A 17518-nucleotide genomic window follows, 5' to 3' on the forward strand; every position below is an offset into this window, starting at 1 on the left:
TCACGAGTTCCAGGACCTCGCACGGGTTCCAGGACCCCGGCGATCCCTCCGCGATGTCCAGGACCCGCGGCACCCTCGGCGATGTCCAGGACCGCGGCATCTAGGACCCTCGGGCCCTCGGACTCTGGGACTCCGGAGGCACTGCCGAGTCTGGAATGGTTAGGTTCCTTAGAGCACCAGGCGTCCGCGGATCCCACATCCCGTGGGGAGCCACGCGTCCTTCGGTCGGCTACGCGTCCTTTGGGCGGCTGTCCGTGTGGACGGTGATGTCCGGGTGCGAGTCGACCAGGCGGTCCTCGGCGTCGGCGTCGTCGATTTCCCCGGCGCTGCGCAGAGGCTTGGCCTTGCCCGAGAACTGCCGCTGCAGCGACGCGGCGGCGGCGTCGCGCTGCTTCTGGAAGAAGAGGTAGCTGATCGCGAACGCCATCATGCCCGCACAGAGGACAGCCAGCAGCCATCCGAGCTGGAGATAGACGAACAGCGCGAACAGCGGCGCGAAGAGCGCCAGACGGATCAGGGAGTATTTCAGGAAAGCCACCCTCCAAGTTTAGCCGCCCCCGCCGGCACCCGGGTCCCACCGTGGCTGGAGCCCCGCCACACCGCCGGCCCCGAGCCGCTGCCGCCCGCCCTGCAATCGTCCGTTCCAGGACCGGCACGACGGGAGACCCCGGAGAGTCCCCCTGACGCTAGACTGATTACATGCTCCGTGTAGTGGTCACCGTCGCCGTTCTCGTCGTTTTTGTCTACGGACTTGTCGACGTGATCCGCACCGACCCGCGCCAGACCAAGGGCATTTCAAAGCCGGCCTGGATTGTCGTGCAGATCGTACTCCCCGTGATCGGCGCCATTCTATGGTTCCTCATCGGCCGGCCGCGTGGCACCACCCCCGCGCGGGCCACGTACACCCACACCCTCGCGCCCGACGACGACCCCGATTTCCTGCGCAACCTCGAACTCCGCCGCCGCCAGCAAGCCGAGGCCGACCGGCTCAGGAAGCTCAAGGACGAATTGGACGCCAAGGAGCGCAAAGCCGACAGCGAAGGCACCCCGGGCCCCCACGACTCCGAGCCAGGCGAAGCCCGCGGAAGCGGCGACACGCAGGGCACCGACGAGGTCAAGTAGTACCTCTCCCCTGGCACGTTCCCTGAGCGTCCTGAGCCGTAGCCTGTCCTGGGCCCCACTCGGTCACGTACCTTAGCGCTGGGTCCCACGCGTACTGGGCCCCACTCGGTCACCCCACTCCCATGACTCCCATGCGCGAGCGTTTGGCCCCGTGGCGGGCCGATCTTATCCGGCGGACCGCGCCCGTTCGCCACAAATGGTCGCTATCCGCGCCTCAAAGCGGCCATCTTCGTCGAATCGCCGCATAACTCCAACCCCACCGGGCAGACAGGGTGGCCGTTCGCCACAAATGGTCGCTATCTGCGCCTCATAGCGGCCATCTTCGTCGAATCGCCGCACGCCTCCGCCAATCCGGACTGACCCGGTGGCCGTTTGCCATAAAGGGTCGCTATCCGCGCCTCATAGCGGCCATCTTCGTCGAATCGCCGGCACTGAGCCGCGCCTAAGCAAGCCACTCGCACGGTTCACTTCTCCTCCACCGCCTGCCCGATCTGTGGATAACCTCCGAGCCACTCCCCCTGATGGGCGCAGAATGCTCGTATGCGCCATCCCAGCGAGCTTCCCCCGCATCTCCGGAGCCAGCCCTTCACCGTGGCTCAGGCCCGCACCGCCGGGCTGAGCCGACGCCGGACCCGGGCGGGGGATCTCGTCAGTCCCTGCTTCGGGGTTCGCGCTCCGGCGATGACTGCGGTCGGTTTGCTGGAACGCGTGCATTCTCTGACTACTGTCACCGGCGCGGTTGTGAGCCATCTTTCTGCGGCGGTGCTCTGGGGCTTCCCTCTTCCGACTGCCTTGGTAGACCAGGCTGTCATCCATCTGACGAGTCCGCCAGGAAAGCGGGCCGTGCGGCACAAGAATGTTGTCGGCCACGAGCAAGCACTTGAACCGGATGAGATCGTGGCGGGTGTCCGGGTGAGCTGCACCTCCCCGTTGCGGACGTGGTTCGATCTCGCCGGCATCCTGGGCCTCGATGATTTGGTGATGGCCGGGGACTTTCTGTTGCGGCGCAGGAACCCGCTGACCACGATCAAGGCACTGGACGCATTCCTCGCGGGGAAACGGGGCAGACCGGGATACCGGCGCGCCATGTCTGCGCGGAGACTGATGCGCCCCAACACGGACTCCCCCAAGGAGACGGAACTTAGGTTGCTTCTGACGCGCAACGGTCTGCCCGAGCCTGGAATCAACGTCCCGATCTTCGATGGGAGCGGCGGTTGGATCCAGGACCCGGACCTGACCTATGAGCAGGAAAGAGTAGCCATCCAGTACGACGGCGCCCATCATGCCGATCCTGCCCAGCGTCGCAGCGACATCTTCCGCGACGAGAGCGCCCGGGATGCCGGGTGGCGCGTAGTCGTGTTGACCCAGAAGGACTTGACTCCAATGGTCCCGGGAAAGGAGCCGACTGCGGTGACCCGCGTGCGCGCTGCACTGACTGCCGGCGGCTGGAGTCCTGCAAAGCGGCACCGGCCGAGGTGACCCCAAAGTGACGGCACCCGCGTGCACCCATCCGACGCAGATGGCCGCTAAGCGGGCCTCCATAGCGGCCAACTGTGACGAATCGACGGATCATGAAAGCCCCAACCAGAGAACGCCCCAAGCCCTCCACCCATCCGACGCAGATGGCCGCTAAGCGAGGGGCTTAGCGGCCAACTGTGACGAATAGATGGAGTTCCGGCGGTGCGGGAGTGCACGCGGCGCGGGAGTGCAGGCGGCGCGGGCGGTGGTGGTGGCTACAGCCCCGAGTAGGAGTGCAGCCCGTTGAAGAACTGGTTCACGATCGTGAAGTTGAAGACCACGCACAGGTAGCCCACGATCGACAGCCAGGCCGCGCGGGTTCCGGTCCAGCCCCGGGTGGCGCGGGCGTGCAGGTAGCCGGCGTAGACGACCCAGATCACGAAGGTCCAGACTTCCTTGGTGTCCCAGCCCCAGAAGCGGCCCCAGGCCTTCTCGGCCCAGATGGCACCGAACATCAGCGTGAAGGTCCAGCCGACGAACGCGATGGCGTTGATCCGGTAGGAGAGGTTTTCGAGGCTCAGCGCGGTCGGCACCAGCCGCATGAAGCCCAGCTTGTCGGCACCGCCGGCAGCGACGGTCTTCTGCCGGTGCGACTGGACCAGCTGCAGGGCCGACATCGCGAAGGTCAGGGTGAACAGCGCGGAGGACAGCACGGCGATCGAGACGTGGATGATCAGCCAGTAGCTCTGCAGCGCCGGAACGAGGTGGCCCACCGGCGTCCAGTAAGCCACGGACGCGGCCACGAGCATGATGATCGCGAGACCGACGACGAAGGTGCCCAGGAAGCGCAGGTCGCGCCGGATCAGGACCAGCAGGAAGACGGCCACGGCCACGAACGCGCCGGTGGTCAGGAACTCGTACATGTTGCCCCACGGCACCCGGCCCGCGCCGATGGCCCGGGTGATGACGCCGGCCGCGTGGATGGCGACACCCAGCACCGTCAGGGCCACGCCCACCCTTGCGGGAGCGCGGCGCTCGGCCGAGTAGCGCATGGCGCCATCGGCGGTCTGGCCGATGCCGGCAGCGTTCCCGGTACCGGGGCGTGACGCGGACGACGTCGGGCGCTCGGCCCGGCCAACAGGCCCGGCCACGTCCGCGTCGGCCCGGTCAACATCCCCGGAAACCCCCGAGGAAGCCCCGACGCCGGCAGCCACCGGGACGCGGGCGGCCTCGGCACCCGAGAGCTCGGCGGCCTTGAGGTCCACCGCGCGCAGCGTCTTGCTGCTCTTGGCCAGGTCCCACGCGAAGGCGATGAACGCCACCGTGTAGGTGCCGGCCGCGAGGAGCATGAACAACTCGCTGTACTGGCCCATGGTTTCGTTGATGGGGAGCATTACTGATCCTTCTTTGACTCGGAGGAGCCTGCTGTGGACTGGATGAAGTCTTCTGCGGGGTGGTCCGGGGAGGCCTGTTCAGCGCTGCTGCCGGCACCGGCACCGGGCTGCTTGGTATCCGCCCGGTCATTATCCGCTCCCCCGCTGGGAGCCGACTGGGAGCCGCCGTCGAGATCCCAGGCCTGCGCGAGGAGTTTGCGCACCGCGGTGGCTTCGCCGGCCAGCCGGTGGTCTTCGCCGCGGGCCAGGAGTCCGTATTCGACCATGGTGCGGCCGTCCGCGTGCGTCCCGGTCCGGACCCAGACGCGTCGGCGGTTCACGTACAGCGAGGTGACCAGGCCGGCCACCGCCAGGAGCGCGAAGATCAGGGCGTACAGCTGGCCGGGATTGTGGTGGATGTCGACGCCGATGTAGCGCTTGACGCCGTCGAAGCTGATGGAGCCCTTGCCGTCGGGCAGGGTGTGGGTGGTCCCCGGCGTCAGGACGATGCCGCCGGCGTCGAGGTTGCGGGCGTTCAGCGGGGTGAGCTTCTCGACGTCGAGCTCGAAAACGTTCTGCGGGGCGCCGTCGTCGAGCCCCAGGTCGCCGTAGTACGAGTTCAGGGTCAGCTGGGGGTTGAACAGTTCCGGATCGCCGCTGAAGGACACACCTTCATCGGTGATGAACGCGGTGGGCAGGAAGAAGCCGGCGAACGCGAGCTGGTCGGGCTTGGCATCCGGGACTTTGATGACCGCGGAGGAGTAGTAGTTGTCGCCCTGCAGCTTGGCCACCACGGGGCCCTGCATGGCTACGTTTCCGGCGCCGTCGCGGACGGTGACGACCGGGGCGTAGCCGTTGCCGGTGAGGTACATGCTGGTGCCGCCTAGGGTGAGCGGCTCGTTGACCTTCAGCACCTCGGTTTGGGCGGGGGCGTCCGGGTTTTCCCTGGTGGTCACGTCGGCCCGGAAGTCGATCGGCTGGCCGTTCTTGCCCTGGGACTCGCGGTCGAAGGTGATCTGGAACTTGTCCAGCTGGACCGAGTACGGCTGCAGCTGGCTGCTCTGGAAGTTGGTGCCGGGCGTGAACTGGTCGTAGCCCACGAGGGTGTTGACGAAGGTGTCGCCCTCCACGAGGATCCGCTGCCCGCTGTAGCCGAACAGCCCGCCGACCGCGACGGACACGAGCACGCCGATCAGCGAGGTGTGGAAGACCAGGTTGCCGACTTCGCGCAGGAAGCCGCGTTCGGCACCCACCGAGGGGCGGGCACCGTCGCGGTCGCGGACGTCGACGCGGTAGCCGCGCTTTTTCAGCAGTCCGGCGGCGTCGGTGATGGCGCGCGACGCCGGGATCCCGGCGTCGGCGGGAATCACGAGCGTGCCGTATTCGGGCAGCCGCGACAGCCGCGCGGGGGTCCGCGGCGGCTGGGACCGCATGGCCTTGTAGTGCGCGATCGCGCGCGGGACCACGCAGCCGATCAACGAGATGAACAGCAGAATGTAGATGGCGGAGAACCACGCCGAGGAGTACACATCGTAGAGCTGGAGCGAGTCGAGGATCTTGCCGTATTCCGGATTGTCCTTGATGTACTGCGTGACGATCGAGGGGTTCGCGGGCCGCTGCGGGAAGAGCGAACCGGGCACGGCGGCCACGGCCAGCATCAGCAGCAGGAACAGCGCGGTGCGCATGCTGGTCAGCTGGGTCCAGGCCCAGCGGAGCATGCCCAGCGGGCCCAGTGCCGGAAGGACAGCTTCCGCCTTCGCGGCCGCGACGGGGCTGGCTCCGGCGGGCTGGGAGCCGGGAGTCGAGCCGGCTTTGGTGCCGGACTCGCCGTCCGGCTTTGCGCCGGACTCGCTCGCGGGGGCCGGGGACTTCTTCTTCTCGTTCACTCGCTCGCTCATCAGATCGGCAATTTCACATCGGTTTGGAACCAGTACTGCAACTCGGACACCCAGGTCCCCCACACTCCGCTGGCCATCAGCAGGCCGAGTCCCACCAGGATCCCGCCGCCGATGCGCTGGATGGCGAGCCGGTGCTTGCGGAAGAAGGACATCACGCCGATGCCGCGGCGCACGGCCAGGGCGATCAGCAGGAAGGGGATGCCCAGCCCAAGGCTATAGACAAACGCCAGGAACGCACCCTTGGCCGCCGAGGATCCCCCGGAAAGGCTCAGCAGCTGGACCGCGGAATAGGTCGGGCCGATGCAGGGTGCCCAGCCGAGGCCGAACGTGATGCCCAGCAGCGGCGCACCCCACAGCCCGGCCGGCGGCTTGGACTGGATCTTGGCGTCACGCTGCAGCCAGCCGAACCCGCCCATAAACACCACACCCATGATGATCACCAGGACGCCCAGAAGCTGGGTGATCCAGGCGTTCTGCGAGCCGGTGATCAGCGTCCCCAGCTGGCCGAACGCCCCGCCGAGCAGCACAAAGATCACCGAGAAGCCCAGCACGAACAGGCCGATGCCCGCCAGCATGCGGCCGCGCTTCTGTTTCTGGAGGTCGACGCCGGTCAGTCCCGTGACGTAGCCCAGGTAACCCGGCACCAGCGGCAGCACGCAGGGCGAGAGGAAGGAGACGAAGCCGGCGAGCAGTGCCACCGGGATGGCAAGCAGCAGCGAACCGTTCAGGATGGCTTCGGCAAAGGGGCTGTTCACGGTCGCTGGCCCGTCCGCTACTCGGCCACGGCGGCGGCGATGAGGGACTTGAGCGTGCCCTTTTGGATTTCACCAAGGACACGGGACGCCACGCGGCCCTGCTTGTCCAGCACGAGCGTGGTGGGCACGGCTCCCGGGGGCACCAGGCCGGAGACGGCCAGCAGAACGGCGCCGTCCTTGTCGTTGAAGCTCGGGTAGGTCAGGTTGAAGGTCTTGTCGAACGCTTCCGCCGTGGCCTTCTCATCGCGGAGGTTGACGCCGAAGAACTGCACGCCCTGGCTCTTGAACTCCTGGTGCAGGGCCTCCAGCGAGGGCGCCTCGACCCGGCACGGCGCGCAGGCCGCGAACCAGAAGTTCAGCACGGTCACCTGGCCCTGGAAGGCCTCGGCGGTCACCGCAGTGCCGTCGAAGAGCGTGCCCTTGATGGTCACGGGGCTCTTGCGGTCCGCGGCGGCGAATTCGGTCACCGAGCCGTCGCCCGCCACGTAGTTCTTGTTGTCGCCGGCCTTGGCCTGCTGGGCCAGGGCATCCTCCTGGGCGCAGCCGGAGAGACCCAGTACGACGGCGAGGGCGGCGCCGCCCGCTGTCAGCACGCTGCGGCGGCTCAGGGGTGAGCCGCTCGTGCTGTTTGCTGGGCTTCCCGGGCTTGCGGGGTTTGGGCTCATGCTCAGGCTCCGGGGGTGCTGGACGCACCGGGAAGTAGGGCGGCCGCAGGCTCGGTGTAGTCGACCCGCAGGAGGTTTCCGCCGTCGTCGAACACCAGGGAGGTGATCGAGGTGAGCGTGCACTCGCGTTTGCGCGGATCATGCCACAGGGGCTTGCCCTCGGCGCTGAGCCGGGTGGCCCAGATGGGGAGCTGGTGGCTGACCAGGATCGCTTCGGCCCCGTCGCCGCCGAGCTCGATGGCCCGCAGCCGGGCATCCTGCACCGCGGCCAGCACACGGGCGGCCTGTTCCTTGTAGGGCTCGCCCCAGGAGGGCCGGAACGGGTTGCGCAGCATGGGCCAGTGCTTCGGTTTGAGGATCTCCGCCTTGTCGACGTGGAGGCCCTCGAAGTAGTTTTCGGCCTCGATGATCCGGGCCTCGGTGGTGATGGCAAGGTTGAGGGCCTCGGCGATGGGGTGGGCAGTTTCCTGCGCGCGGGTCAGCGGTGAGGCCACGAGGTGGACGATCTTCGCACCCTGCCTGGTGCGCTCACTGAAGTGCTCCGCCAGCAGCTGCGCCATTTCCTGACCGAGTTCGGAGAGGTGGAACTCGGGCAGCCTGCCGTAGAGGACGCCGTCGGGATTGTGGACCTCGCCGTGGCGGAGCAAATGAACAGTGGCTTGGGGCATGTGTACCAGTTTCTCAAAGGGCAGGGGTAATGACGAAATCTTCTACAAGAAGTAGAACTCAAGAGTTTGGCGAAATGTTCCCCCGAGTTGGAATAAAAGATGCAAATGCATGTTTTACTGGGTGAAGCAGTTGGTTGAGACTTCAATAAATGGAGCTTCGGCCGACGATCAGACCTCTGCACTCCCCACCCGACTCAAGGAGAAACACCATGGCTCTTCCCGCCAACGTCACCACCGGCCTCTGGACCCTCGACAACTCGCACAGCGAAATTGCCTTCACCGTCCGCCACGCGGGCATCAGCAAGGTCCGCGGCCAGTTCAAGGACGCGGAAGCCACCCTGGACCTCGCCGAGAACGTGGCCGACTCCAAGGTCAACGCCACGATCAAGACCGTAAGCTTCGACTCCGGCGACGCCAACCGCGACGGCCACGTCCGCGGCGAAGACTTCTTCGACGTCGAGAAGTTCCCGGAAATCTCCTTCGTTTCCAGCAGCATCGTCCCCAAGGGTGACGTTTACGAACTTCAGGGCGAGCTCACCATCAAGGGCGTTTCCCGTCCGGTGTCCCTCGAGACCGAATTCAACGGCGTTGCCGTCGACCCGTTCGGCATGACCCGCGCCGGCCTGTCCGCCGAGACCACCATCAGCCGCAAGGACTTCGGCCTGACCTGGAACGCCGTCCTGGACGCCGGCGGCGTGCTCGTCAGCGACAAGGTTGCCGTCAACCTGGAACTGGCCTTCATCGCTCCGTCAGCCTAGTCACCACGTTTGGCCTGCCGGTCCCCAGAACCGCGCCGGTCCGCGGCTTCCAGCCGCCGGCACCCCGCTTCATCCCTGTGATGGAGCGGGGTGTTGCGTTTAACCGGGCGCGCCGGGCTCGCCGGGGCGTGCCGGGGGTGCCGGGGTGCCGGGGTGCCGGGCAGCGCCTCCCCCGCCGTCGTCCGCACGGCCGAAATGACCCGTTTTGCGGTGTTCCGACATGCGCCGCAACACGCTCAGATTCCCTAGATACCGGCACAACCGCGGTCTACAGTGAGAGCCATGAGCAACCCTAATGAGGTCCCTCGTCCGCAGCAGCCGGGTGCACAGCCCCCGACGGCGGGCAGCTTGCCGCCCGCAGCTTCCGAGCCACCACAGGTCACCCCGCCCGCGACCCAGGAGAACCAGGTCCCGGGGCACCAGGTTCCGCCGGGATACGAAGGCGGGCCGCAGCAGCCGGGTAATGGCCAGCCGCAGGGTTACCAGGCGCCCCAGCAGCAGTACAACCAGACGCCGCCCGGCTACCAGCCACCGCAGGGATACCAGGTACCGGGCTCCCAGGCGCCGGGGAAGCCGCTGGGCGGGTTCCGCTTCGAGATGCCAACGGACCGGCCGGCGAACCTCTACGATGCCATGCCCCGCGGCGGATTCTCCGGGATGTTCACCGTCACCGGGATGCCGACAGAGCTGAAAGTCTCGTACTGGATCTGGCTCATCGGCGGGCTGTTGGGCCTGCTCGGCGGCGTCGTCGGCCTCTTCGGCTCCTTCGTGCTCCTGGCGGTCGTTCCGGGCCTGGGATTTATCGTGCTCCTGCTGGTGCTGGTGGCACTCGCGCTCGCCGCGGCACAGGTCATCCTGAGTATGAAGATGAAGGAAGGGCGCGAGTGGGCACGCTTCGCCCTCACGATAGTCGCCGGGATATCCCTCCTGCTGGCCATTCTCAACGCCAGCGCCGCTGAGGGGCGCGGCGGCGGCAGCTGGCCGAGCTTCATTGTCAGCCTGGCGGCGGTCGTGCTGATGTGGATGCCCAACTCGCAGGCCTGGTTTGCCTCGCTTCGGGGCCGCAGCTGATCCGGAACTAACCCGCGCCCGGGCGCCAAGCCCGGGCGCCGGGCACGTGAGTCACTTAAACACCGCCAAGGACGCCAAGCCAGGCACCCAGGCACCCAGGCACGTCAAAACCGCCAGCCCAAGCAACCCGTGCCAGGGCGGCAGGCGCGCCGGAGAATACCTCTCCGGAATGATCCGCTGCGGCGACGACGCGCGGTACGGTGGACATAAACCATGCTGGGGGCAGGGCAGGAAGCTGTTTCCGGTATCCGAAATCAGACCGCCATGCAAAGGAAAGCTCATGAGCATCCCGCCAGTCCCGCCGTCGAACCCTGACGCACCCGAGCCGGGCGAGCAGCCGGCACCCGGCTACGGCCAGAACACACCCCAGTCCGACCAGACTCCGCCGTCCGCCCCGCAGTACGGCCAGACTCCGCCGGCCGCGCCGCAATATGGCCAGGCCCCGTCCGCGCCGCAGTACGGCCAGCAGGCACCGCAGTACGGGCAGAACGCCCCTCAGTACGGCGAGCAGGCGCCGCAGTATGGGCAGAACGCCCCTCAGGCACCGCAGTATGGCCAGAACGCCCCGCAGTACAACCAGCCGCAGTACAACCAGCAGGCTCCCCAGTACGGTCAGCCCGCCTACGGTCAGTCGCCCTACGGCCAGTTCCCCTCGGAGCAGCCGCAGGCGATGGCTGGCGCGGCGGGCACGCCCCCGCTCGTCAACACGGCATTCTGGCTCATCGTCGCTGCCGGCGCAGTATGGGTGCTGTCCCTCCTGCTGGCGATCGGCATGATTGACAGTCCCGCCATGCGCGACCAGTTCGAACAGCAGTTGGCCGCGAGCGGCGCTGAAGTCAGGTACGAAGACATCAGGGGGTTCCTGGTCGGCAGCATCGTGGTCTTCGCCGTGATCGGCGCCGGGCTCTACGCGCTGGTGGCCCTGAACGTCCGCAAGGGCAAGAACTGGGCACGAATCCTCGGCACTGTTTTCGCCGCCTTCTCGATCCTCAGCCTCTGGCCGCTGAGCCTTGGCACGCTGGCAGTTCTCCTCGGCATCGCCGGCATCGTGATGCTGTACCTGCCGGCAACGTCGCCCTACTTCACCAGGCGGCAGCCGTTCGCCAACCCCTACGGGCAGCCCGGCAAGCCGTATTAAGCACTAACCAGGCGCACGAACCAAGCAGCACCAAAGCACGCCGTACTAAATAGCCGTGCACCAGCGCAGAGGGCGCGGGAGCCGGACGGGCTGACTGAACGCTAGTCAGCATCCTCCGGATCCTGCGCCCTTTGTGCGTGATAGGCGAGGATCTGGAGTTCGGTGGCCATGTCCACTTTGCGCAGGTTGACGCCGGGCGGCACCTGCAGCATCACCGGGGCAAAGCTGAGAATGCTCCGGACCCCGGCGGCAATTACCCGGTCGCAGACATCCTGCGCCACGGCGGCCGGCAGGGCCAGCACCACCATGTTGGCTCCGGTCCGCCGCAGCACCGGCTCGAGGTCGGCGGCATCGCTGACGCGCAGCCAGCCCACCTCGCTGCCCACCACCATCTGGTCCGCGTCGAAAATCGCAACAATTTCGAAACCCCGCGATTCGAACCCGCCATACCTGGCCAGCGCTTTGCCCAGGTTGCCGGCGCCGACGATGGCGACCTTCCAGTCGCGCATCAGACCCAGCGCTGCGGCAATATGTTGGTTGAGGTACTGCACCTCGTAGCCGACGCCGCGCGTGCCGTATGAGCCCACATAGGAAAGATCCTTGCGGAGAGTGGAGGAGCTCACGCCCGAGGCCTCGGCCAAAGATTCGGAGGAGACCCGGTCGACGCCCTCGGCGAGCAGGGTCGTGAGGGCGCGCAGATAGATGGTCAGCCGGGCCACGGCCGCAGGCGGAATCTGCTTGGCGGCAGCCCCTGCTCCCACGGGCATCGCGCCCGGGGATGAATCCAGCGAAGTCACTATCTGCTCCATTACGTCGCGTTGTGACTTCCACTCTAGAGCCCCGGGACTTCAGCGAACAAAGCAAGTGCTCGGGCGTTCAGGCCTGCTCGCCCAGCGCCCGCCGCAGCGTCCGCGCCAGCCGGACCTCGTCAATCTTCCAGAAGTCCCGCTGGACGCCGTCCACTAGCAGCACCGGAATTTCCTCAGCGAAGCGTTCCCGCAGTTCGACGTCGTCGTCCACCGGCTGCTCCCGCCAGCCGATCCCGAGACTCCGTGTGACGCGGTCGACGGCGTCGCGCGCCGCCGAGCAGAGATGGCAATCGGCTTTGGTGATGAGGACGACGTCGGGGCTTGGCATGGCTCCACGGTAGCCCGGCCGCCCATTCCCCGTCGACGCGGCAGACACATCCAGCGCCGCCGCGGCCCGCGCGCAAGGAACGGGCTGCAGCTTTGACTAGACTCGTGGCATGCCCGAAGAGAAGTTCGTCGCTGTGGTCACACAGCCTGTTGCTGCACCGCAGCACGGTGAAGCCGCGTTCTTCGACGTCGATAACACGCTCATGCGGGGCGCCAGCCTGTTCCACGTGGCCCGCAAGATGTACCAGCGCGGGGCGTTCACCATTCCCCAGGCGGCCGGATTCGCCTGGAAGCAGCTGATGTTCGTGCTGCGCGGCGAGAACATCGATGATGTCCACGCCGTCCGCGACACCGCGCTGAAACTCGGCGCCGGTTTCACCGTTGAGGACGTCGCCGCCCTCGGCGAAGAAGTGTATGACGAAATGATCGAATCCCGGATCTGGCCGGGGGCCAAAGCCCTGGCCGAGCAGCATCTCCGGGTGGGCCGCAAGGTCTGGCTCGTGACGGCGACACCCATCGAGGTGGCTACGGTCATTTCGACCAGGCTGGGCCTCACCGGCGCACTCGGCACCGTAGGCGAAATCCTGGACGGCTCCTACACCGGCCGACTGGTCGGCGAGATCCTGCACGGCCCCGCCAAAGCCGTGGCCGTCCGGGCGGTGGCCGAGGCCGAGGGCCTGGACCTGACCCGGTGCTGGGCGTACAGCGACTCGCACAACGACATCCCGCTGCTGAGCATGGTGGGGCATCCGGTGGCCATCAACCCCGACACACGGCTCCGACGCCACGCCCGCGAAAACAACTGGCCGGTCTACGACTTCCGCTCCGGACGGCGCGCAGCCACCCTGGGGCTCAAGGCCGCCACCGCCGGCGGGGCCATCTACGGCCTGTGGCGCGGAACTTCCCGGTTCCGCGGCCCCAAAGTCTGAGCCTTACCGCCGGCGCCCGCCACTCTCCGCTGCGCTAACGGCTTTCCGCTGCGCTTCCGGCTCTCCGCTGCGCTAACGGCTTTCCGCTGCGCTTCCGGCCGAGCGCTACGCGGATCCGCGTAGCGCCTGCCCGAACGCGAGTCGGCTGTCGCAAAGCGCGTCGCCCGTCCGAAAGCACCGCCCGTCCGTCAACATTCGCGTCCCGCGTCGGCGCCAGGCATAGAAACGCAAAGAAAATGCCCGCTGCCGGGAGGCAACGGGCATTCACATGATGCGAAGTATCTCTACTTCTTATTGCGACGCTGGTGACGCGTCTTGCGAAGCAGCTTGCGGTGCTTCTTCTTGGCCATACGCTTGCGACGCTTCTTAATAACTGAACCCACGAAAGTTCCTTACCGGCTAGATGCAGTACCTACCAGTTGGAAAGTGTCCGCGGGCTAAGCAGCCGACTGTACAACTGACAGGTTCTTACAATGACGTAAAACGTTCCTTAACAGGGTACCGCCTAACGGGGGCGCCCAACGACCTCGGGGGCCCTGCGGGGCCCGGGGATTCTTATTCCGGCCTTGGAAGACGCCGGATGCTCAGCCTGTCTCCGTATTCCCGTCGACGACAGCACCCTTGAGGTACTGATCGACGGCGGTTTCCGGCACCCGGTAGGAGCGCCCGAAGCGGACAGCCGGCATCTCGCCGGAGTGAACGAGCCGGTACACGGTCATTTTGGACACCCGCATGACGTCCGCGACTTCGGCCACGGTCAAAAAGCGTGCGTTGGAGAAGTTAGCCTCCGAAGACATTTCCCTATTCCTTTGCTCAAGCGAACGGCAGCCCCATCAGAACGACATGGCGGTGCGCCGATGCTGAGCCATCAAACAACCATGTACTAGATACTGTAGGGGCTGATGGTGCCCCTGTGAAAGGGCAGCCCGCGATTCCACGGGTCACGGAGCGGAAATGCTGCGACTCCGCGCGACTCTCCACAGCCGGGCTACCCTCCCCGTTCGGCCCGCCTTCGCTCCCCGCTCGGCCCTCTCCCTAGCTGCGGGTCCGGCGGATGCGGGCCGAGGCAGCCAGCTGTGCCAACACCGATGCCGTCACGTCCCAGTCCATGCAGGCGTCTGTCACGCTCTGGCCGTAGACGAGCTCGTCGGTCCTGGCGGCGTGCTCTGTGACGTCCAGGTTCTGCGCACCGCCCACGAGGAAGCTCTCCAGCATGACCCCGGCGATGGCGCCGGCCGATGCACCGCCGCTTTCCAGCTGTGCACCGATTTCGAGGGCGACCTCGGCCTGCCGGTGGTGGCTCTTGCCGCTGTTGGCGTGGCTCGCGTCAACGATCAGCCGCGGGTTGAGCTGCTTCGCGGCCAGCTTGGCGGTGGTGGCCTCGATGTCGGGCGCGGAGTAGTTGGGGCCCTTGCGGCCGCCGCGAAGGATGATGTGGGTGTCCGGGTTGCCTGCCGTCGCGACCAGCGCGGCCCTGCCCTCGCCGTCGATGCCGAGGAACGCCTGGGCTGCCCCGGCGGCGCTGCAGGCGTCGAGCGCGACCTGCAAATCGCCGTCGGTCCCGTTTTTGAACCCGATCGGCATGGACAGTCCGGACGCCAGCTGGCGGTGGATCTGGCTTTCCGTGGTGCGGGCACCGATGGCGCCCCAGGAGACGAGGTCCGCCATGTACTGCGGGCTGATGGGTTCCAGGAATTCGGTGCCGGCGGGCAGTCCGAGCGCGGTGACCTGCTGCAGGAAGCGGCGTGCGGCGCCCAGCCCGGCCGCGATGTCGTGGCTGCCGTCGAGCCGCGGGTCGTTGATCAGGCCCTTCCAGCCCACCGTGGTGCGGGGCTTCTCGAAGTAGGCCCGCATCACGATCAGCAAGTCTTCCTTGTGCTGCTCGGCCTGGCTGACAAGCCGTCGGGCGTATTCGAGGCCGGCCTTGGGGTCGTGGATGGAACAGGGGCCCACGATGACGAGCAGGCGGTCATCGACCCCGTCCATGACGGCGCGGACCTCGTCCCGGCCCCGGGCGACGACTTCGGCGAGGCGGGTGTCCAGCGGCAGCTCCGCGAGCATGTCCCGCGGGGTCGGCAGCGGAGTGAACTCGCTGACGCGCAGGTTAGAGGTGGACTGGTGGGATTCGGGGGCTTCGATGCTCATGTGCGGGTCCTGTTCCGGATGCGGAGCGGGCCCTAATCAGAACCCGCCGGGAAATGGCGAAGGGCAGAGAATGATCTCTGCCCTGTTGGCTCTGAAGGAAGGTTGGATGCGTGTCAGCTAGACGCGGGCCCCTCCAGAGCCAACGAAAAATACGCATACCAACGGTTTGTCATGCCCCGACCATAGCCCGGCGATGGTTCTCACGGCAAAATCCGGCGTCACAATCCGGCACGCAGGGCGTCGCCGGGGAGGCCGGGGATCAGGCTCCGGAACCCAGTCCTGCCTCCGCGTAGTAGCCCTCGATATGCTCCGCCACCAGCCGGGACGCCCGACCGCCGTCGTGGTCGGAAATGGCGGCCAGGATGCCACGGTGTTCGGCACGGAGCCGGGCCGCGGTGGCGTCCCAGTCCGGCAGGTTCCCGGTGAGGCGGCCGGCGTAGTCCTGGATGGCCTCGCGGAGCGAGCCCATCATGGCGCTGACCACGGCGTTGCCCGCGGCGTCCGCCAGTGCCAGATGGAAGCGGACATCGAGGGCCAGGAACGCCTCGGTCCCGGCGCAGCCGTCCATTTCGTCCAGCAGTCGGGCCGCCTCGGCCAGCGCGGGCGACTCCGAACGGGCCCGGGAAGCGGCCCAGGATTCCAGCAGCACGCGCGTCTCCACGATGTCCTTCACGGGCAGGTGCGAGGTGGCGACGTGCAGCCGAAGGGCCGATCCCAGGGCCGCGGTCGGGTCGGCGATGACGACGGTTCCCGCGTCCGGTCCCGACCCCACCCCGGCCCGCAGCACGCCCATCGCCTCCAGGACCCGGATGGCCTCGCGGACGGAAGTGCGGGAGACACCGAGCTTCTCGGCGAGGGAGCGCTCGGCCGGCAGCCGTCCGCCCAGGGCCAGCTGGCCGCCGGACAGCTGGCCCTCAATCCACTGCAGGACAAGCTGGTGGGTACGCATGGGCCCATCCTACTTGATGTGGTTGGACCACAGGCCCTACACTGTGGTTGGACCACAGACCCGTGCCCTATTCGGCGGGACCCACCACCCAGGAACACGAGACCTGCCCGGAGGCAGCAATGACGCAGACGATCGAGCCCGGCAACCCCGAGGTGCCTACCCAGGCTGAACACACCGGCACGGAGAGCCGCCCGGCCGCCGCCGCGCAGGGAATCATTCCCGCCGCGCTCAAGCGCCGCGTCCCCAAGTACTCGGACCTCGCTCCCCTGATGCAGTTCAAGAAGCCCGAGTTCAGCCGGGCCTCCCGGCTGCGCCGCGCCAGCACCATCTGGGAACTCCGGGACATGGCCAAGCGCCGCACCCCGCAGGCCCCGTTCGACTACACCGACGGCGCAGCCGAAGCCGAGATCACGCTGCGCCGCGCGCGCGAGGCGTTCCTGGACATCGAGTTCCGGCCCGGCATCCTGCGCGATGTCTCCAGTGTCGACCTCAGCACCGACATTCTGGGCAAATCCTCCCGGCTGCCGGTGGGCATCGCCCCGACCGGGTTCACCCGGATGATGCAGTCCGAGGGCGAATACGCCGGGTCCCAGGCGGCCGCGGCCGCCGGTATCCCGTACACCCTCTCCACGATGGGCACGGCGTCCATCGAGGACGTGGCCGCCGCCGCGCCGGACGGCCGGAACTGGTTCCAGCTCTACCTCTGGACCGACCGGGATCGCTCGCTGGAGCTGATCGAACGCGCAGCCAAGGCCGGCAACGACACCCTGATGGTCACCGTGGACACCGCCGTCGCCGGGGCCCGGCTCCGCGACGTCCGCAACGGCATGACCATCCCGCCTGCCCTGACGATCAAGACCGTACTGGACGCTTCCTACCGGCCGGCGTGGTGGTTCAACTTCCTCACCCACGAGCCGCTGACCTTCGCGTCACTCTCCCGCTACACCGGCACGGTCGCGGACCTGATCAACTCGATGTTCGACCCGACCCTGACGTTCGAGGACCTCGACTGGCTGCGCGAAACCTGGAAGGGCAAGCTCGTGGTCAAGGGCATCCAGACCGTCGAGGACGCCCGCAAGGTCGTGGACCACGGGGCCGACGGCGTGGTGCTCTCCAACCATGGCGGCCGCCAGCTGGACCGCGCCCCGATCCCGTTCCACCTGCTCCCGGACGTCTCGGCGGCGCTTAAGGCGGACAACAGCGACGCGGCGATCATCCTGGACACCGGCATCATGAGCGGCGCGGACATCATCGCCGCCCTGGCCCTGGGCGCCGACTTCACCCTGATCGGCCGTGCCTACCTCTACGGGCTGATGGCCGGCGGACGGGCCGGCGTGGACCGGGCCCTTGAAATTCTGGAAAAGGACATGCTCCGCACCATGGCCCTGCTGGGCGTCAGCCGGATCTCGGACCTGACGCCGGACCACGTGCGGCTGCTCAGGAAATAGCCTCC

General features: G+C 67.3%; 19 protein-coding genes. 7 read left to right on the forward strand and 12 right to left on the reverse strand.

Annotated features, from left to right (window positions below; translation table 11 throughout):
* Positions 1–229 precede the first annotated feature (229 nt).
* Positions 230–538 carry a DUF4229 domain-containing protein gene (locus tag AC50X9_RS11615; RefSeq protein ID WP_494893711.1) on the reverse strand — a complete coding sequence of 103 codons (309 nt, stop codon included), beginning with the start codon at positions 536–538 and terminating at the stop codon, positions 230–232.
* A 161-nt stretch (positions 539–699) separates the two neighbouring features.
* Between AC50X9_RS11615 and AC50X9_RS11620 the strand changes: the two genes are divergently transcribed.
* Both AC50X9_RS11620 and AC50X9_RS11625 read left to right on the forward strand, forming a co-directional pair.
* Positions 700–1122 carry a PLD nuclease N-terminal domain-containing protein gene (locus AC50X9_RS11620; protein WP_494893714.1) on the forward strand — a complete coding sequence of 141 codons (423 nt, stop codon included), beginning with the start codon at positions 700–702 and terminating at the stop codon, positions 1120–1122.
* Positions 1123–1803: 681 nt separating this feature from the next.
* On the forward strand, positions 1804–2601 hold the full coding sequence (locus AC50X9_RS11625; protein ID WP_494893718.1) for a putative endonuclease domain-containing protein: 798 nt from the start codon (positions 1804–1806) through the stop codon (positions 2599–2601).
* A 254-nt stretch (positions 2602–2855) separates the two neighbouring features.
* Here the strand turns inward: AC50X9_RS11625 and ccsB are convergent, their stop codons facing one another.
* Genes ccsB through AC50X9_RS11650 form a run of 5 tightly spaced genes read right to left on the reverse strand, consistent with a single transcriptional unit; the run spans position 2856 to position 7939 of the window.
* Positions 2856–3974, reverse strand: coding sequence for a c-type cytochrome biogenesis protein CcsB (gene ccsB, locus AC50X9_RS11630; RefSeq protein WP_494893720.1), 1119 nt, complete (start codon positions 3972–3974; stop codon positions 2856–2858).
* A complete protein-coding gene (gene resB, locus AC50X9_RS11635; RefSeq protein WP_494893722.1) occupies positions 3974–5851 on the reverse strand; it encodes a cytochrome c biogenesis protein ResB in 1878 nt (625 codons plus the stop codon). Before resB ends, ccsB begins: the two co-directional genes overlap by 1 nt.
* Positions 5851–6606, reverse strand: coding sequence for a cytochrome c biogenesis CcdA family protein (locus AC50X9_RS11640; RefSeq protein WP_494893724.1), 756 nt, complete (start codon positions 6604–6606; stop codon positions 5851–5853). Before AC50X9_RS11640 ends, resB begins: the two co-directional genes overlap by 1 nt.
* Positions 6607–6623: 17 nt before the next feature.
* Positions 6624–7271, reverse strand: coding sequence for a TlpA family protein disulfide reductase (locus AC50X9_RS11645; RefSeq protein ID WP_494893726.1), 648 nt, complete (start codon positions 7269–7271; stop codon positions 6624–6626).
* Positions 7272–7273: 2 nt separating this feature from the next.
* Complete coding sequence (locus tag AC50X9_RS11650) at positions 7274–7939, reverse strand: histidine phosphatase family protein (RefSeq protein ID WP_494893728.1); 666 nt, start codon at positions 7937–7939, stop codon at positions 7274–7276.
* 209 nt (positions 7940–8148) lie between these two features.
* Here AC50X9_RS11650 and AC50X9_RS11655 point away from each other — a divergent pair, with 209 nt between their 5' ends.
* From AC50X9_RS11655 to AC50X9_RS11665, 3 genes are all read left to right on the forward strand, one after another.
* Complete coding sequence (locus AC50X9_RS11655) at positions 8149–8697, forward strand: YceI family protein (RefSeq protein WP_494893730.1); 549 nt, start codon at positions 8149–8151, stop codon at positions 8695–8697.
* Between the two features lie 282 nt (positions 8698–8979).
* Entirely contained in the window at positions 8980–9768 is a 789-nt protein-coding gene (locus AC50X9_RS11660) for a hypothetical protein (RefSeq protein WP_494893732.1), read from the forward strand.
* Between the two features lie 280 nt (positions 9769–10048).
* A complete protein-coding gene (locus AC50X9_RS11665) occupies positions 10049–10906 on the forward strand; it encodes a hypothetical protein (protein WP_494893734.1) in 858 nt (285 codons plus the stop codon).
* A gap of 101 nt (positions 10907–11007) precedes the next feature.
* Here the strand turns inward: AC50X9_RS11665 and AC50X9_RS11670 are convergent, their stop codons facing one another.
* Both AC50X9_RS11670 and AC50X9_RS11675 read right to left on the reverse strand, forming a co-directional pair.
* Positions 11008–11703 carry a redox-sensing transcriptional repressor Rex gene (locus AC50X9_RS11670; RefSeq protein ID WP_494893736.1) on the reverse strand — a complete coding sequence of 232 codons (696 nt, stop codon included), beginning with the start codon at positions 11701–11703 and terminating at the stop codon, positions 11008–11010.
* Positions 11704–11782: 79 nt separating this feature from the next.
* Positions 11783–12043: a glutaredoxin family protein gene (locus AC50X9_RS11675; RefSeq protein ID WP_494893738.1), complete on the reverse strand. Its 261-nt coding sequence runs from the start codon at positions 12041–12043 to the stop codon at positions 11783–11785.
* A 109-nt stretch (positions 12044–12152) separates the two neighbouring features.
* Here AC50X9_RS11675 and AC50X9_RS11680 point away from each other — a divergent pair, with 109 nt between their 5' ends.
* Complete coding sequence (locus AC50X9_RS11680; RefSeq protein ID WP_494893740.1) at positions 12153–12971, forward strand: HAD family hydrolase; 819 nt, start codon at positions 12153–12155, stop codon at positions 12969–12971.
* A 284-nt stretch (positions 12972–13255) separates the two neighbouring features.
* Here AC50X9_RS11680 and AC50X9_RS11685 read toward each other — a convergent pair whose 3' ends face one another.
* The 4 genes from AC50X9_RS11685 to AC50X9_RS11700 form a co-directional block, all read right to left on the reverse strand.
* The gene (locus tag AC50X9_RS11685) at positions 13256–13354 is read right to left on the reverse strand and encodes a 30S ribosomal protein bS22 (protein WP_003792170.1); all 99 of its coding nucleotides are present in this window, start codon (positions 13352–13354) and stop codon (positions 13256–13258) included.
* Between the two features lie 201 nt (positions 13355–13555).
* The gene (locus AC50X9_RS11690; protein ID WP_494893744.1) at positions 13556–13768 is read right to left on the reverse strand and encodes a helix-turn-helix domain-containing protein; all 213 of its coding nucleotides are present in this window, start codon (positions 13766–13768) and stop codon (positions 13556–13558) included.
* Between the two features lie 238 nt (positions 13769–14006).
* The gene (locus AC50X9_RS11695; protein WP_494893746.1) at positions 14007–15116 is read right to left on the reverse strand and encodes a 3-deoxy-7-phosphoheptulonate synthase; all 1110 of its coding nucleotides are present in this window, start codon (positions 15114–15116) and stop codon (positions 14007–14009) included.
* A 259-nt stretch (positions 15117–15375) separates the two neighbouring features.
* Positions 15376–16065: a FadR/GntR family transcriptional regulator gene (locus AC50X9_RS11700; protein WP_494893748.1), complete on the reverse strand. Its 690-nt coding sequence runs from the start codon at positions 16063–16065 to the stop codon at positions 15376–15378.
* A 119-nt stretch (positions 16066–16184) separates the two neighbouring features.
* Here AC50X9_RS11700 and AC50X9_RS11705 point away from each other — a divergent pair, with 119 nt between their 5' ends.
* Positions 16185–17513, forward strand: coding sequence for an alpha-hydroxy acid oxidase (locus AC50X9_RS11705; RefSeq protein WP_494893750.1), 1329 nt, complete (start codon positions 16185–16187; stop codon positions 17511–17513).
* Positions 17514–17518: the final 5 nt, after the last annotated feature.

It is taken from the genome of Pseudarthrobacter sp. HLT1-3 (assembly GCF_059383535.1).